Origin of the sequence: Nocardia stercoris (genome assembly GCF_003696265.1) — a bacterium.
GTDB classification, from domain to species: Bacteria; Actinomycetota; Actinomycetes; order Mycobacteriales; family Mycobacteriaceae; genus Nocardia; species Nocardia stercoris.
Window position 1 is genome coordinate 90,942 of sequence record NZ_RFFH01000011.1, and the last position, 14,553, is coordinate 105,494.

Genomic DNA, 14,553 nt, shown 5'->3' on the forward strand with positions numbered 1-14,553 from the left:
CAGGCGATCTCGGACCTACCGCACAGTTCAGCACCGAACAGCTCACTCCCGCGACGGAATCCGAGCCCGCCGCAGCCGACCGGGCCCGATCGCCACTGCCGGGTGCGGATCAGCCACGGCGCGATCGGATCGGACCGGTGTACACCGAGCACTCGGACTGCGGCGAGCTCGCCGATCGGCGCCTGGCAGATCGCGAATCCCACTGCGATGTGACCGAATCCGCATCCGAGATGCATCCGTACCCGGATCCGCGCGGGTACGCGGTCCGAGCCACCGATCAGGGCGGTGCCGGACACGGACAACGAGGTGTCCGATCGGCGATGACGGATCGAATCGCGTTGCCACCGTTCGCCGCTCGCTCGATCGCGGCGGTCGCGGCGGTGACCGCGGCCGTCCTGGTCGGCCGCGCCGGGCGCTACGGCTGGTTCGGTGACGAGCTGTATTTCCTGGCTGCCGGGCATCGGCCCGCCTTCGGGTACGTGGATCAGGGGCCGCTGATCCCGCTGCTGGCCCGCGCGGCGGACCTGGTCGATCCGGGATCCGCTGTGGCGCTGCGGCTCCCGTCGATCGTGGCCACCGTCGCCGCGATCCTCGTCACCGCCGCGCTGGCTCGCGAGATCGGCGGGGGGCCACGTGCCCAGCTCGCCGCGGCAGTGTCCTACGCGACCTGCCCGTTCGCCGTCACCCAGGCCGCGACCCTGTCGACGTTCGCGCTGGACGCCACCGCGACCGCGGCACTCGCCTGGCTGGTCGTGCGCTGGTCGCGGTCCGGGGAGTGGACACCGATCCTGTTCGCCGCGGCCGTGGCGGCGGTCGACGTGCAGGTCAAACTGCTTGTCGCGGTGCCGATCATCGGTCTCGCGGCCGGGCTGGCGGGCCGCCGGCCGACCCGGACCGCGCTGCTGCAGCTCGCCGCGGCGGGGTCGATCCTCGCGGTCGCGGCGGCGCCCGGGCTCGCCTGGCAGATCGAGCACGACTGGCCGCAACTGGCGATGGGCCCGGTGATCCGGGCCGAACAGCTGGCGGCCACCGGCGGGGTGCCCGGGTTGCCCGTCCAGTGGCTGCTGCTCGCCGGACCGGCGGGCGCGTTGTTCGGGGTGGCCGGTCTCTGGGGTCTGCTGCGCGCGGAACGGTTGCGGCCCTTCCGGTTTCTCGCGGTCACCGTGGTGCTGCAGGCCGCATTCGTGGTGGTGACCGGTACCCGGCCCTATTATCTGGCCGGGCTGTTCCCGGTGCTGTTCGCCGCGGGCGCCGTCCGGATGTCCCACACGCGCTGGTCGCGGATATCGGTACCGGCGGTCCTGGTGTGCGCCACCGCCGTCGCGCTGGGCTTGGTGACCGCGCTCCCGCTCCCCGCGTCGTCGCTGCACCATCCCACCCGGACCCGGGCCGAACTGTCGGCGCGCCTGCGCCTGTACGGCACCGACGGCTGGGACCGGCTCGTCGACGCCACCGCCGCGGCGGCGGCCATCCACCCCGCAACCGCGGTGGTGACCAAAACCTATTGGCAGGCAGCGGCTCTCGACCAGCTCGGCCGGCACCGGCTGCCCCCGGTCTACAGCCCGAACCGCGGCTTCGCCGCCTTCGGCCCGCCCCCGGACGCTGCGACCACGGTCCTCTACGTCGGTGACGACGCCACCGAGGTGGAACTGCGGACCCGGTTCGCCACCGTCGTCCCGGTGGGCCGGCTCGACGACCCACTCGGTTTCCCCGGCATCGACCGCACGGTCACCGTCCTGTCCTGCACCGGCCCGGTCCGCCCCTGGTCCGCACTCTGGCCGCAACTCACCACGAACGAACTCGACGACGGATTGTGATGCGTCACAACACGTTCCGCCGTCCTGACGAAGGGATCCCCACATGCCGTACCCGAGTAGGCGGGTCACCTGGTTCGATCGAGCCTGGACCCCGGCCGAACTGCTCGAGCACAAGGGCGAGCGCACCGTATCGGTCGTCGTTCCGGCCCTGGACGAGGAACGCACCGTCGGCGAGGTGATCGCCTCGATCCGGCCGCTGCTCGGCGGGCTCGTCGACGAACTGCTGGTGATCGATTCGGGCTCGTCCGACGACACCATCCGGGTCGCCCGCGCGGCCGGTGCCACCGTCTACACCCGCGAGCAGGCCGTGCCGACGGTAGCGACCCGCCCCGGGAAGGGCGAGGTCCTGTGGCGGTCATTGGCGGTGGCGTCCGGCGACCTCATCGTGTTCGTCGACGCGGACCTGCACGCCCCCAGCCCGAAATTCGTGCCCTCGCTGCTCGCTCCCCTGCTGTTCGATCCGCAGCTGCGGCTGGTGAAGGGCTACTACCGGCGGCCGCTGACCACGGGCGGCACCGACGAGGCCGACGGCGGCGGCCGGGTGACCCAGCTGGTGGCCCGCCCGCTGCTCACCGCGCTCGCCCCGGCGCTGGCCGACGTCCTGCAACCGCTCGGCGGCGAGTACGCGGCGACCCGGGAACTGCTCACCTCGGTGCCGTTCGCGCCCGGCTACGGCGTCGAGATCGGCATCCTGATGGACACCTGGCAGCGGTTCGGCGCGGACGCCATCGGCCAGGTCGACCTCGGGGTCCGGATCCACCGCAACCGGACGACCCCGGAACTGGCGGTGATGAGCCGGCAGATCATCGCGACCATGCTGGACCGGCTGGGCATCCTGGACTCCGGCCGCGGGCTCATGCAGTACCTGCCGGACGGCGATACGTGGCAGCCGGTGCTCAGTCCGCTGTCGCTGCAGGACCGGCCGCCGATGGAGAACCTGCTCGGCCCGGCCGGGCCGTACGTCCTGGACCCGCACCCGCCGGTACCGATGGAACGAGCCGGGTGAGCTCCGGGTCAGCGCGATCGGTAGGTGCGGGCGATCAGCGCCGACCGCAGGTACCACAGACCCGACGCCTGGCCCGGATCCAGGCCGGTGAGCTGGGCGACCCGCTTGAGCCGGTAGTCGACGGTGTTCATGTGCACGTGCAGCACCCGCGCGGTGCGCTTGCGGTTGAGGTCGTTGCTGATGTGGGTTTCCAGGGTCTGCAACAGCTCGGGGTACTCGTCGAGCGGGTCCAACACCGCCCCGAGCTGGTCGCGGCCCGGCCCGGGGCGGGTCAGCTGATATTCCAGCGCCAGATCGTCGAAGCGGAACAGCCCGTGTACCAGGCGCAGTCGCTGCAGCATGTCGAGCAGTTCGTGCGCGTGCTCGCTGGCGGCGGGGATGTTCTCCGGCGTGGCCGACACCATCGCCGCGGTGATCGGCACGCCCGCGGCCTGCGAGAGCTGTTCGGTGAGTTCCTCCAGCTCGTCGACGTCGACCGCGTCGGCCGGGACGAGGATCGTGCCGCCGTCGACGCTGAGCAGCGAGAGCACCTTCTCGGTCTGCCGGGTGGCGAGTTCGGCCTGGACGCGGCGCAGTTTGCGCCGCGCGACGACCCGGGCGTCCACCCGCGGATCGGATTCGTCCGGATGCGGTGGAAGGGCCACGGCCAGAACGTAATACGACTCCGCGATCTCGATCCCGCACTCCCGGGCCATGATCGAGGTGCTGTGTCCGCCGAGCAGGGCCGAGGTCAGGGTGTGGACCGCGGTGTGGTGTTCGCTCACCACCGCGCGCAGTTCGCGCAGGTAGGCCATCGAGACCGCGGTGGTCATGCGGTCCAGCAGTTCGATCACGAGCTTGGCCCCGTCGGCCAGGCTGGCGAAGTCGGCGACGGTGACGCCCATGGCCTCCTCGCCGCCGGGCGGTCCGGGCCGGCTCAGCGGGCCGGTGGTGACGAGATCCAGGCCGATCTTGAAGCCCTCGTGGATGGCGTGGTGGATGGTGTCGATCGGGATCCCCTCCCGCGCCCACTGCGCGGCCGCCACTTCCAGCCGCCGGGTCTGTTCCGGCACATCGCGGCCGTCGAGCAGGCTGACGGCGAGTTCGAGGCAGGTGCGGGTGATGGTGGTGACGTCACCGTGGATGGCGTCGCCGGGCAGCGTGCCGCAGGCGACCACGGTCTCCACGAAGTGCCCGACCATCTGACCGGCCAGGGTGCCGACATCCTTGAGCGGGGTGGACATCGGCGTGCCCGAGACGCTGAGTCCGGCGCGCGGCGGGCCCTCCACAGTCATGGCGACTCCTTCCACCCAGCGACTATTCCGACAATCGACGGTAGCTCGAGGCGGGGGCCGTCAGAAGGGGGAGCAGCGAGCCTGTGTACCGCGGGAACCGGCGGCCGTCGGCTTTGTGACCGATCACAGGCTCGGGCGGGTCAGTCGTCGAGTAGCAGGTCCGCGAGTTCCGTCAGCAGCGCGGTGGCGCGTTCGGCGGCCGCCACGTCGCTCAGCGTGCCGATCAGTTCTTCGCGGACCGGGCGCCCGGCCCGCCGCTCGACGTCGGCCATGGTCTCGGTGGTCGGCCACACCCCGACGCCGCCGCCCTCGACCGCCGTCATCTCCAGGATGCCGCTGGCGGTCATGCGATCGAGGAAGGCCGTGACCTCCTCGACGGTGATGCCCACGGCCTGCGCGAGGTCGGGCAGGGAGGAGCCGGGCGCGAGAACGGCCCGCTCGACGATCTGGCGCGCCACGGTGTCGGTCTCCCGGTCGTCGGACTCTTCGATGGCCTGCCAGGACAGTTCCACCAGACGGCGCCCGAGCAGCAGCATCCGCAAGACGTCCATAGGGGAAGGGTACCCACGGCCGGGTCGTTCGCCATGCGATAACGGGCCTGGGTCGCGCCGCGGGGCGCCGGTAACCATCCCGTTAGCTGTCAGATTGCCGACCGGCGCTCACTGCCGGATGTGCGGTGGTGCCGACGCGGTACCTACGTCCGGGTCAGGTGTGCGTCCAGCTCACGGAGGTGGTCGAGCAGGAACGCGTTCACCGCGTCGGTGCGTTCGAGCTGCACGAGGTGCCCGGCGCCGGGAACCATGGTCACCGCGCGCAGGTCGGGGACGTGGGCGCGCAGGGTGGCCAGCGGGTCGCGGCCGCTGAAGCCCTCCATGTCCGGGTCGTTCTCGCCGTAGAGGAAGTACGCGGGGACCTCGACGGTTGTGGGCAGGTCGGCGGTCAGCTCCCAGTTGCGGTCCAGGGCGCGATACCAGTCGAGCCCGCCGGTGAAGCCGGTGCGCTCGAATTCCGTTGCCAGCGTGTCGAATTCCTCGACGCTGAGCCACGGCCAGGGTAGTTCGGGCGCTTCGGGCAGGACGTCGAGGTAGCCGAGGCCGGGCGGGTTCTTCCAGGTGTCGAGGTAGTGGTAGTCGCCGCTGAGCGAGTAGTAGACCCGGGTCAGGAACTCGCGCGGGCGGGCCGCGAGTTCGGCGTCGGCCACGCCGGGGGTCTGGAAGTAGGCCAGGTGCAGGAAGTGCCGTTCGGCGGCCCGGGTCCAGAATTCCGACGGCGCCTTGGGTGGCCGGGGCGCGTACGGGTTGTTCAGCACGAAGACGGCGTCGACGCGTTCGGGCGCGCGCAGGGTCAGTTCCCAGACCAGCTGCGCGCCGAAGTCGAGGCCGACGAACACCGCTTTCGGGGCGCCGATGTCGTCGAGCAGTCCGAGCAGGTCGCCGATCACCGCTTCGTTGGTGGTGTGCTCGACGCCGCCGGGCGCCTCGGTGCGGCCGTAGCCGCGCAGGTCGGGGGCGACGGCCCGGTAGCCGGCGGCCGCGACCGCCGCCAGCTGCCGATCCCAGATGTGGGAGCCGTGCGGGAACCCGTGGCAGAAGATCACCGGGTATCCCTGCCCCTGTTCGGCGACATGCAGCCGAATTCCGTTGGTCGCCACGAACCGATGGGTCGTCTCCACGACACCTCCCGAAAAATCTAGAACACGTTCCACTTGCACGGTAGTGTCCGGAACCCATGAAGGGAATACTCTCCGGCCGAGTCGCCGTCGTCACCGGCGCGAGCCGTGGCATCGGCAAAGGCATCGCGTTGGAACTCGGCGCGGCGGGCGCGAAGGTCTATGTCACCGGCCGCACCCAAGCCGCCGGGCGGCTGCCCGGCACGGTCGCCGAGACCGCCGCGCGGATCGACGAACTCGGCGGCACCGGCGTCCCGTACGTCTGTGACCACAGCGACGACGACGCCGTCGCCGCCCTGTTCGAGACCGTGCGCGACACCGACGGCCGCCTCGACATCCTGGTCAACAACGTCTACAACTCGCCCGCCTCCGCGCGCTGGCTGGGCAAGCCGTTCTGGCAGGTGCCGCCGAAAGCATGGGACGAGAGCTTCGATATCGGCGTCCGATCACACTATGTGGCAAGCCATTTCGCGGCCCCACTGCTCATCGACAGCGACGGGCTGATCGTGAACGTCTCCTCCCCCGGCGCACGGCACTACACGCACAACACCGTCTACGGGGTCGCGAAGACCGCCGTGGACCGGCTCACCGCCGACATGGCCCACGACCTGGCCGACACCGCGGTGACCGCGGTGTCGCTGTGGCCCGGCATCGTCGATACCGAACTGCTGCAGCTGATTCCGGCCGACGCCGCCGGCCGCCGCCTGGTCACCCTGCCCGGCGAGGGCACCGTCGACCTCGCCGATGCCGAGAGTCCCCGCTTCCCCGGCCGCGCCGTCGTCGCGCTGGCTGCCGACCCCGCCCGGCGCGACCGCACCGGCCGGGCCTGGCGCACCCGCGATCTCGCCCTGGAGTACGGCTTCACCGACACCGACGGCCGTATCCCGCCGCCGGACCGTCTCAGCAACCAGTGACGGCCGGCTTTCCGCGTCTCCGCCGCCATGTTCCCGATTGATATCGTCGACGTTCAGGACCGGGCGCTCGACCAGCGTCCCGTCACCGAGCCCGGCACACGGAACAGGGTGATGGCGAAACGATTGACTCGATCGGAGTCGCAGGCGCAGACCCGCGCGCGGCTGATCGAATCCGCGACCGAGTTGTATCTGGCCGGCGGGTACGCGGCCACCAGCAACGACCAGGTGGCCGAGAACGCCGGGTACAGCCGCGGCGCGGTGTACTCGAACTTCGCCGGTAAGGAGCAGCTGGCGCTGGCCGTGCTGGACCGCTACCTCGACGGCGAGGTCGCCGCGGTCGAGGCGGCGCTGGGCTCCGGCTCGATCGACGACCGGCTCGACGCGCTGGAACAGTGGATGACCGCCGCGGCCGCCGAACGTCAGTGGGGCCTGCTCAAATCCGAACTCGCGGTGGCCTCGCGCACCAGCCCGCCGCTGCGCGCCGCCCTGGCCGAACGCGACCGCACCCTGCGCACGGCCGTACACACCTTGATCGACAACATCATTCGCGACGCCGGCCTGTCCTGGCTCCCCGTGCGGCCGGAGGTCCTCACCCGCCTGGTGCTGGCCACCGCCAAGGGCGTCGCCATGGATATGACGGTCGACGAGTCGTCCGCGGAATGGCTGCGCGAACTGGTCCAGACCCTGCGCGTGGGCGCGGCGATGCTCCCGCGGTCCGCCCCGGCGCGCAACGATTGACGCCGGGGTCCGGTGGTATCCGGCTCGTGAGGTGACGAGCATGGTCGACGACGTCGAGAAACGGTGGGTGAACAAGCCCGGCGGGCGGCAGGCGGTTCGCTTCGCGGTGACGGTCCTGGTGGTCGCGGGGGTGATCTTCGCGATCGGCGCGATCTGGGTGGCGAACCGGCACGTCTGCCCCGCCGGCGGCGGGACGGTGTGCGACACCCCGTCCCGGATCGCGGTGCTGTTCGCGCCGGCGACGGTCCTGCTGCTCGGCTGGCTCGGCGCGTTCGCCGAGACGGTGCGGCAGTGGCGGCGCGGCGGCAACTGGCCGATGTGGCAGGGGGCCGGCTGGTTCCTGCTCGTCCTGCTGATCGCGTTCGTGACGATCGGCAGCGGGGCGGCGTTCGGTTGATACCGTCACGCACGTGTAGCCCGGCCGCACTGGGGAATCCGGCATATATGTACGGATTTCGTTCCAGCAGAAACAATCTCGGCAGCGGCGTCGCCATGGCGCGGATCGTCTCCGCGGTGGGCAGCGCGTTCGCGCTGATCGAGGTGATCTACATCGTCCTGCAGATCGCGAAGGCCAACCCCGCCAACGGTGCCTACCAGTTCGTCCAGCGCATGGCCGATCCGCTGGCGCTGTTCTTCCCCGGGCTGTTCACATTCTCCGAACCGGATCTCACGGTGATGGCGAACTACGGTGCGGCCGCGGTGTTCTGGGTGATCGTGTCGGGTCTGATCGCCCGCGCCCTCGCCTGAGTACGACGGGTTCAGCTGCACCACTTCGGTTTTCGCGCACGCTTGCGCCGGACGGTAGCGCGCGAGTCGCGACAACTCGGGCATCGCCCGGCTAGGCTACGACCCATGCCGTACGTGAGTACCGATCGGGCCCGCATCTTCTACACCGACTCCGGGGAGGTGGGGCGCCCCGCCGTGGTGCTGGGGCACGGGTTCTTCATGGACCAGTCCATGTTCGACCCGCAGGTGGAGTTCCTGGCCGCCCAGGGTTACCGGGTGCTGCGCTGGGACGCCCGCGGGCACGGACAGACCGAATCCGCGCCCGGCGATGCGTTCACCTATTGGGATTCGGCCCGGGACCTGCTGGCCGTGCTGGACGCGGCCGGTGTCGACCACGCGATCGTCGGCGGCATGTCCCAGGGCGGCTACGCGGCGCTGCGCGCGGCGCTGCTGGCTCCGGAGCGGGTCGACGCGCTGCTGCTGCTCGACACCGAGGCCGGCGCGTCCGACGAAGCACAGCGGTCCGACTATCGGCAGCTGTTCGGCGCGTGGACCGATCCGGCGGTGCCGATCGAGATGCTGGCCGACAACCTCGCGCCGCAGCTGATCGGCGGGACGGCCGAAGACCAGCAACCGTGGCGCGCCAAATGGGCTGCCAGTGACCGGGCCGCCATCCTCCCGGCCGCCGACTGCCTGATCGAGCGCGAGTCGCTGGTCGACCGGCTGCCCGAGATCACCTGCCCGGCCCTGGTCGTCCGGGGTGAGTTCGACGGCTCGAGCACCGCCGAGCGGTCGGCGGAACTGGCCGCCGGCCTGCCCGGGTCCGGCCCGGTGGTCACCATCGCGGGCTCGGGTCACGCCGCGAACTGGACCGACCCCGAGCCGGTCAACGCGGCGATCGGCGGGTTCCTTACCCGGTCAGCAATTCTGCCGGGCCGCTGAACGGCAACCGGATCCCGATGAACCACTGGAAGGGCGCCTCCACGCCCGGGACATCGGTGATCCGGACCCGCACGCTGTAGGGCTCGCGGGTCTGCGGGTCGCGCAGATGCATCAGCGGCTGGTGCCGCTCGAAATCGACCCGCTCGGCGGAGTACATCGCCCGGAACGCCTCGCACGAACTGAGCCGGTCGAGCAGGTCCACGGCCCACTGCGGGTTGCGGTACCGGCCCATGTGCCAGCGGAACCAGTTGACGGTCAGGCGCGCCTCGTCCTCCCACTCCATCATCACCTCCCGCGACTCGGGCACCAGGAAGAACCAGACCAGGATGTTCTCGACCTCGAGCAGTCGCGGGTAGGCACGGTCGTAGACCTCGTTGGCCCACAACACGTTCCAGCGCTCGTCGACGTAGCCGGACAGGTGCGGGATCAGGCCGTCGGCGGCGGCGCGCAGATCGTCGGTGATCAGCCCGCGCATCTCCGATACCGGCATCGGCGCGTGGGTGCGCGGACCGGGCGTCTTGGGCGCGGCCAGGTTGTGCATGTGCTGATGCTCGGCCGGGGTCAGCCGCAGCGCGCGGGCGATGGCGTCCACCACTTCGGGGCTGGGCGCGGTCTTCTCGCGCTGCTCGATCTGCGCGATGTAGCTCGCGCTGACGTCGCACAGTGCCGCCAGCGCCGGCCGGCTGAGGCCGCGCTGGTGATCCGGCAACGGCGCGCGACGGTGGGTTCGGACGAAGTCGGCGAGGTTCGGGGCCGGCAACGGGTCGACCGCACCCCCTACCGAAACAAGGTCACCGGAATTCACGCGGAGAACAATACCCGCCCGGCGCCGCTCCCACCGGACGAGCGGAACCGGATCAACGCGAAATCGCCACTGCCGCTTCGGAATCCGTAATTTAGACGAACAACCACCGGCCGGAGGTACCTCCACACAGTGTGCGCCGGACACCTTTACCCTACGCGCGCGGCATGTTGTCATGATGTCCGGTTCGCCTCAAATGACAACGTCGTCGACGAGGCGGCCTTTCACTCTGTTGTGGCGCCGGATATTTCCGTAATCCCATCGAGGAACGGCTGTCGGGGAGCTGCGCGGAGGGGGCGCAGTTCCCCGACGACCGCCACACTCGGACCCTGCGCCCCGCCGGACGGCCCAGCACCGACGACCGTGCGGGTGGCAAGCGCGGCACCGGCCATCACCCAGCGGAACGACCGAGTCGCACCATCCCCGCGGTCTGCACCGCGTCCAGCAGGTCGTCGCGAACGGCGTCGACCGAGCGGCGGCCACCGGATTGCGCACCCGCCGCTGTCACGGCGTAAGCGCAGGTGGAAGATTGCCGGACGAGCCGGGACCGCCCGCCGGCCTGCACCCTCCGACCGGCGCGCGGACCCCCGATCCGGAGCTCACGAGGACGAGTGGAGGCCGGCGCAATGACCATCGACGATTTCATCGACGCCCGGGTCGCCGAGATCGAACAGGCGGCCCTGGACGCCGGCGGCGAACCGGATCGGGTACTCGCCGACTGCAAGGCCAAACGCCGGATCGTGGCCTTCGCCCGCTACGCCCAGACCATCGCCTATGGCGAGGGCCACACCCAGGGCGACCCCAGCTACCGCCTCGGCCAGTGGCACGGCTACAAGGCGGTCCTCGTCCAGCTCGCCTCGATCTGGTCCGATCACCCCGACTTCCGCACCGAATGGGCCGCCGACGCCCTGCTGTGAACTGGATCGACGCTGCCACCGCCCGGGTCAGCCCCGGATCCCCGGTCAGCCGAAGATGTGGTCGCGTAGGCCCGCGGCCGGGGCGTACCCACGGCGCCGGGCCAGGCGCGTGGCTACCGGCAGCAGGATCCGCCGCTGTACGGGCAGCGGGATGCCGGCCGCGAAGGTGACCGAGCCCGGCGACCCGAGCATCAGCAGCAGGTGTGGGAGGCGTAATTCCTGGTGCGCGTCCACTTTTCCGTCCCTCAGGGCTTGGCCGAGGGTGCGGGCGAACGCCAGCAGCCAGACCGGCCCGGGCGAGTAGAGGCTGCGCACGACGATCGGTTGGTCGGAGTCGTTGTACGGATCGGTGTGGGGCACACCGGGTTCCACGATCAGGTCGTCCCCCGGCGCCAGGGTGCGCGTGCGGCGGCCCAGCCGGTAGGTGGCCCGCTCCCCCGCCAGCAGGAACGAGTGCTGGGTGATGCCGACGTGGATGTGGGCCGGGGCCTTCCCGGTGCCGGGCGGCAGCACCCGGGTGGTCCCCAGGTACTGCCGCCCGGCGACGAAGAACCACGGGTGGATCTCGAGGCGTGCCCCGTTCGCCCCCGCATAGATCTCGAAGACCGGGAGATCACGCCGGAGTTCGATCTCACTCGTCATGGTGTTCGGGCACCGGATCGAGCGCGGGTTCCGGCACGTCCACGCGGCGCGGATGCCGAATCACCTTGTGCGGGAACCTCGTTCGGACGTGTTCCGCCGCCGCCGAATCGGCGTCGACATAGACGTACTCCGGCTTGCGTCGCAGGGGTTCCACGATGTCGCGAGCGTGAGCCTCCGGGTCGGTGAGATACGCGCCGACCACGTCGCTGCCGGCCGGACAGACCGCCACGCAGTAACCGGCGCGGAACTGCGGCTGGAACGACAGGCTCTGCCACACCGCCAGGGTCTCGCTGGGCGTCACCCGCCGCCGGTAGTCGGCGGCGTCCGCGCTGTCCACCACCTCCTCGACCCAGCCCGCGAAATTGGACAACTCGTGATGGTTGTTGTGGGTGTAGCAGGCGTCGAAGTCGAAACCTCCGTCGGCGTGGATCGCGCCGACCGGGCAGGTGGTGACACACAGCCCGCAGTCGATGCACGGATTCGACGCGACGGGTTGCGCATACCGGGTGACCGGCCGGTCCAGCAGAATCGTGCCCAGCACGACGAAGGTGCCGAACTTCGGGTGAATGACGTTGCGGTGCAACCCCATCTGCCCCAGCCCGGCCGCCACCGCCACCAGCTTGTGCGACACCACCCAGCTCCGCTCGGGGAATCGGTGGATCTCGGCCGGGAGCCCCGACGCCGGATACAGCGCCCGCACACCGTGCCGCTGCAATTCCAGGCAGATGCGGCGCGCGGCCTCGTGCGCGAGCTCCTGGGTGGTGGCGACGTCCCGGTTGGCGGCGCTGGTCGACCGGCTCTGCAGGTTGTCGCGGCTGGTGCGCAGGCAGAAGCCGATCAGGGCGCGGGTGCCGGGCAGCGCCTCGCGGACGTAGTCGCGTTCGCCTTCGAGCCCCGGCGTCTCCAGCGCCACGAATCCGACATCGTCGACGCCGGCGGCCAGGCAGAGCTCACGCAGCCAGTCGGCGTCGAGTTCCGGCCGGGGTCGGGCCGCCGGCTGCGCCCGGGCCGCCGCGACGGTCGGGTGCGGCTGTTCCGGCGTGCCGCGGCGCACCGGTACGTGCAGCGGATTCCATTGCCGCTCAGGTCGGTTCAGGTCGCTCATTTCGGCTCCGGTCCCGCGTCGATGCCGTCGGGCGGCATGATCCCGGTGTCGACGTAGCGGACCGACTTGTCCTTGAACCGTTTGCGCACGTGGGCTTCCGCGTTCGATCCGGCACTCACGTACACGTTCTCGCGTTTGCGTTGCAGCGGCCGCAGCACCAGCTGCAGGTGCTGTTTCCGGTCCGCCAGGTAGGGGCCGATCACGTCCTCGCCCGCCGGGCACACCGCGACGCAGTAACCGGACCGGTACTGTCGCCGCGACTGCATCGTGGTCTCGCCCGGGCTCATTCGCTGCCCGTAGTCCGCGGCGTCGGTACTGTCGGCCATGGTCTCCACCCAGTCGGCGAAGTTGTTCACGAACTGGTTGTAGGTGTGGGTGTAGCAACTGTTGAAGTCGAAGCTGCCGTCGGTATGGATCGCGCCCACCGGGCACGCGGCCACACACAGATTGCAGCCCAGGCACGGATTCCAGTCCAGCGGAACGGAATACGGTGTGATCTCGGCATCGGTCAGTACCGTGCCCAATCCGATGAAACTGCCGAACCGAGGATGGATCACACAGCGGTGGATCCCCATGTGGCCCAGTCCCGCCGCCACCGCCACCGGCTTGTGCGACACCGTCCAGCCGCGACTCGGCAGCCGGTGCGCCTCGACCGGGAACGTCACCGACGGGTACATGGCGCGAAATCCGCGGTCCTGCAACCCGATACTGATGTCGTGGCCGATCCGGTCGAGCACCGGTATGGCGGTGTCGATCTCGGTGTTCACCAGGCTCGCCGCCCGGCTGCGAAAATTGTCCCGCGCCAACCGAACACACACCGCGATCAGCGAACGGGTGCTCGGCAGCGCTTCGCGCACATAGTCGACCTCCCCTTCGAGGCCCGGTGTCGTCAGCGCCACGAAGCCGACGTCGTCGGCTCCGGCCGCCAGGCACATCTCCCGCAGCTCCGCCGCGTCCAGCACTCCGGTCATGTCACTACCTCCCGCAGATACAGACGACGCCCGGCACCGAAACTGGTCGGTGCCCGGCGAATTCGGATCAGCGCCGCAGCGGGACCCTGCGGTCGGAGTAGTCCGGCTTCTCCAGTCGCGCAACCAGTTCCGGATGCGAGTCGCGCACCGTGCGGGCAACGTCGACAAACGAGCGGACCAGCGCGGTCTCGTGATCGGCGCGCCAGGCGACCGCGACCTCGTTCGGCGCGGTATCCGCGATCGGTACCAGCCGGATACCCGGGAACGGGATCCACCGGGCGCAAGCCACGGTGAGTACCACTCCGGCCCCGGTGGCCACCTGGTGCAACTCCTGCAGGATCGAGTTCGATCGGGTCACGACCGGCGCGCTACGCCCGTCGCGATGAGCGGCCAACTCCCAGAAGGCATTCCACACCGGGTCGGCCGACGCCGCGCTCAGCAGTGGTTCGTCGAGCAGCTCGTGCGCGAACACTTCGGCCCGCTCCGCCAGGCGATGCCGCACGGGCACCATGACCATCAGCGGCTCGGCGAACAACGTCTCGAACCGGATCCCGGTGTCCACGAACGGCCGTCGAGTGAAGGCGACGTCCACCGCACCGGAGGCGAGGCCGGCCGAGGGATCCTGGTAGGTGGATTGCCGCCACTCCACGGCGATTCCGGGATGCCGCTGCTTGAACACCGCCAGAATGGGTTCGGTCAGGGTCAGTGCCGCGCCCTCCAGTGTGCCCAGCACCAGCCGGTCCCGCTCGCCCCGGTGCGCCGACCGCGCCCGCTCGACCGCGGCGTTCAGGCCGGTCAGCGTGCCGCGCAGGTCGGTGAGGAATGCCTCACCGGCAGCGGTCAATTCGACGCAGCGGGTGGTGCGGGAGAACAGGACCACTTTCATCCCGTGCTCGAGCTGCTTGATCTGGGCGCTCAGTCCCTGCTGCGAGACGTGCAGCCGCCGGGCCGCCCGGGTGAAACTGAGCTCCTCGGCCACCGCGATGAAATAGTGCAGCTGGCGAGTGTGAATATCCATGGTGCGCAACCT

16 protein-coding genes are annotated in these 14,553 nt (G+C 70.3%); 8 read left to right on the forward strand and 8 right to left on the reverse strand.

Annotated elements, in window-relative coordinates; translation table 11 throughout:
- Nucleotides 1-320: 320 nt before the first annotated feature.
- Both EBN03_RS23000 and EBN03_RS23005 read left to right on the forward strand, forming a co-directional pair.
- Nucleotides 321-1,817 (forward strand): ArnT family glycosyltransferase, encoded by a 1,497-nt coding sequence (locus tag EBN03_RS23000; RefSeq protein WP_158675714.1) that lies wholly within the window; start codon nucleotides 321-323, stop codon nucleotides 1,815-1,817.
- A gap of 43 nt (nucleotides 1,818-1,860) precedes the next feature.
- The gene (locus EBN03_RS23005; RefSeq protein WP_122190174.1) at nucleotides 1,861-2,823 is read left to right on the forward strand and encodes a glucosyl-3-phosphoglycerate synthase; all 963 of its coding nucleotides are present in this window, start codon (nucleotides 1,861-1,863) and stop codon (nucleotides 2,821-2,823) included.
- Nucleotides 2,824-2,831: 8 nt separating this feature from the next.
- Here EBN03_RS23005 and EBN03_RS23010 read toward each other — a convergent pair whose 3' ends face one another.
- From EBN03_RS23010 to EBN03_RS23020, 3 genes are all read right to left on the reverse strand, one after another.
- Complete coding sequence (locus EBN03_RS23010) at nucleotides 2,832-4,097, reverse strand: PucR family transcriptional regulator (RefSeq protein WP_122190175.1); 1,266 nt, start codon at nucleotides 4,095-4,097, stop codon at nucleotides 2,832-2,834.
- Nucleotides 4,098-4,237: 140 nt separating this feature from the next.
- Entirely contained in the window at nucleotides 4,238-4,648 is a 411-nt protein-coding gene (locus EBN03_RS23015; protein ID WP_122190176.1) for a hypothetical protein, read from the reverse strand.
- Nucleotides 4,649-4,791: 143 nt separating this feature from the next.
- On the reverse strand, nucleotides 4,792-5,769 hold the full coding sequence (locus EBN03_RS23020; RefSeq protein WP_122190177.1) for an alpha/beta fold hydrolase: 978 nt from the start codon (nucleotides 5,767-5,769) through the stop codon (nucleotides 4,792-4,794).
- Nucleotides 5,770-5,825: 56 nt separating this feature from the next.
- Here EBN03_RS23020 and EBN03_RS23025 point away from each other — a divergent pair, with 56 nt between their 5' ends.
- The 5 genes from EBN03_RS23025 to EBN03_RS23045 all read left to right on the forward strand — a co-directional run bounded on the left by EBN03_RS23025 (nucleotide 5,826) and on the right by EBN03_RS23045 (nucleotide 9,086).
- The gene (locus EBN03_RS23025; RefSeq protein WP_122190178.1) at nucleotides 5,826-6,680 is read left to right on the forward strand and encodes an SDR family NAD(P)-dependent oxidoreductase; all 855 of its coding nucleotides are present in this window, start codon (nucleotides 5,826-5,828) and stop codon (nucleotides 6,678-6,680) included.
- A 111-nt stretch (nucleotides 6,681-6,791) separates the two neighbouring features.
- Entirely contained in the window at nucleotides 6,792-7,418 is a 627-nt protein-coding gene (locus EBN03_RS23030; RefSeq protein WP_122190287.1) for a TetR/AcrR family transcriptional regulator, read from the forward strand.
- Between the two features lie 40 nt (nucleotides 7,419-7,458).
- A complete protein-coding gene (locus EBN03_RS23035) occupies nucleotides 7,459-7,815 on the forward strand; it encodes a hypothetical protein (RefSeq protein WP_122190179.1) in 357 nt (118 codons plus the stop codon).
- A 47-nt stretch (nucleotides 7,816-7,862) separates the two neighbouring features.
- A complete protein-coding gene (locus tag EBN03_RS23040) occupies nucleotides 7,863-8,165 on the forward strand; it encodes a hypothetical protein (RefSeq protein ID WP_199742930.1) in 303 nt (100 codons plus the stop codon).
- Between the two features lie 105 nt (nucleotides 8,166-8,270).
- On the forward strand, nucleotides 8,271-9,086 hold the full coding sequence (locus EBN03_RS23045; RefSeq protein ID WP_122190180.1) for an alpha/beta fold hydrolase: 816 nt from the start codon (nucleotides 8,271-8,273) through the stop codon (nucleotides 9,084-9,086).
- Here EBN03_RS23045 and EBN03_RS23050 read toward each other — a convergent pair.
- On the reverse strand, nucleotides 9,055-9,891 hold the full coding sequence (locus EBN03_RS23050; protein WP_158675715.1) for an MmyB family transcriptional regulator: 837 nt from the start codon (nucleotides 9,889-9,891) through the stop codon (nucleotides 9,055-9,057). The genes EBN03_RS23045 and EBN03_RS23050 overlap by 32 nt on opposite strands.
- Before the next feature lie 623 nt (nucleotides 9,892-10,514).
- Here EBN03_RS23050 and EBN03_RS23055 point away from each other — a divergent pair.
- The gene (locus tag EBN03_RS23055) at nucleotides 10,515-10,805 is read left to right on the forward strand and encodes a DUF6221 family protein (RefSeq protein ID WP_122190182.1); all 291 of its coding nucleotides are present in this window, start codon (nucleotides 10,515-10,517) and stop codon (nucleotides 10,803-10,805) included.
- Between the two features lie 45 nt (nucleotides 10,806-10,850).
- On the opposite strand, the gene EBN03_RS23060 is transcribed toward EBN03_RS23055, so the two are convergent.
- The 4 genes from EBN03_RS23060 to EBN03_RS23075 all read right to left on the reverse strand — a co-directional run bounded on the left by EBN03_RS23060 (nucleotide 10,851) and on the right by EBN03_RS23075 (nucleotide 14,541).
- Nucleotides 10,851-11,447 (reverse strand): cupin domain-containing protein, encoded by a 597-nt coding sequence (locus tag EBN03_RS23060; protein WP_122190183.1) that lies wholly within the window; start codon nucleotides 11,445-11,447, stop codon nucleotides 10,851-10,853.
- Nucleotides 11,437-12,552 carry a 4Fe-4S binding protein gene (locus tag EBN03_RS23065; RefSeq protein WP_122190184.1) on the reverse strand — a complete coding sequence of 372 codons (1,116 nt, stop codon included), beginning with the start codon at nucleotides 12,550-12,552 and terminating at the stop codon, nucleotides 11,437-11,439. Before EBN03_RS23065 ends, EBN03_RS23060 begins: the two co-directional genes overlap by 11 nt.
- Nucleotides 12,549-13,523: a 4Fe-4S binding protein gene (locus EBN03_RS23070; protein ID WP_122190185.1), complete on the reverse strand. Its 975-nt coding sequence runs from the start codon at nucleotides 13,521-13,523 to the stop codon at nucleotides 12,549-12,551. Before EBN03_RS23070 ends, EBN03_RS23065 begins: the two co-directional genes overlap by 4 nt.
- Nucleotides 13,524-13,590: 67 nt before the next feature.
- Nucleotides 13,591-14,541 carry a LysR family transcriptional regulator gene (locus EBN03_RS23075; RefSeq protein ID WP_122190186.1) on the reverse strand — a complete coding sequence of 317 codons (951 nt, stop codon included), beginning with the start codon at nucleotides 14,539-14,541 and terminating at the stop codon, nucleotides 13,591-13,593.
- Nucleotides 14,542-14,553: the final 12 nt, after the last annotated feature.

Excerpts from the sequence above, each read along its gene's own strand:
- EBN03_RS23000 (WP_158675714.1), top strand. The coding sequence starts at position 321 with ATGACGGATCGAATCGCGTTGCCACCGTTCGCCGCTCGCTCGATCGCG.
- EBN03_RS23005 (WP_122190174.1), top strand. The coding sequence starts at position 1,861 with ATGCCGTACCCGAGTAGGCGGGTCACCTGGTTCGATCGAGCCTGGACC.
- EBN03_RS23010 (WP_122190175.1), bottom strand. The coding sequence starts at position 4,097 with ATGACTGTGGAGGGCCCGCCGCGCGCCGGACTCAGCGTCTCGGGCACG.
- EBN03_RS23015 (WP_122190176.1), bottom strand. The coding sequence starts at position 4,648 with ATGGACGTCTTGCGGATGCTGCTGCTCGGGCGCCGTCTGGTGGAACTG.
- EBN03_RS23025 (WP_122190178.1), top strand. The coding sequence starts at position 5,826 with ATGAAGGGAATACTCTCCGGCCGAGTCGCCGTCGTCACCGGCGCGAGC.
- EBN03_RS23030 (WP_122190287.1), top strand. The coding sequence starts at position 6,792 with ATGGCGAAACGATTGACTCGATCGGAGTCGCAGGCGCAGACCCGCGCG.
- EBN03_RS23035 (WP_122190179.1), top strand. The coding sequence starts at position 7,459 with ATGGTCGACGACGTCGAGAAACGGTGGGTGAACAAGCCCGGCGGGCGG.
- EBN03_RS23040 (WP_199742930.1), top strand. The coding sequence starts at position 7,863 with ATGTACGGATTTCGTTCCAGCAGAAACAATCTCGGCAGCGGCGTCGCC.
- EBN03_RS23045 (WP_122190180.1), top strand. The coding sequence starts at position 8,271 with ATGCCGTACGTGAGTACCGATCGGGCCCGCATCTTCTACACCGACTCC.
- EBN03_RS23055 (WP_122190182.1), top strand. The coding sequence starts at position 10,515 with ATGACCATCGACGATTTCATCGACGCCCGGGTCGCCGAGATCGAACAG.
- EBN03_RS23060 (WP_122190183.1), bottom strand. The coding sequence starts at position 11,447 with ATGACGAGTGAGATCGAACTCCGGCGTGATCTCCCGGTCTTCGAGATC.
- EBN03_RS23065 (WP_122190184.1), bottom strand. The coding sequence starts at position 12,552 with ATGAGCGACCTGAACCGACCTGAGCGGCAATGGAATCCGCTGCACGTA.
- EBN03_RS23070 (WP_122190185.1), bottom strand. The coding sequence starts at position 13,523 with ATGACCGGAGTGCTGGACGCGGCGGAGCTGCGGGAGATGTGCCTGGCG.
- EBN03_RS23075 (WP_122190186.1), bottom strand. The coding sequence starts at position 14,541 with ATGGATATTCACACTCGCCAGCTGCACTATTTCATCGCGGTGGCCGAG.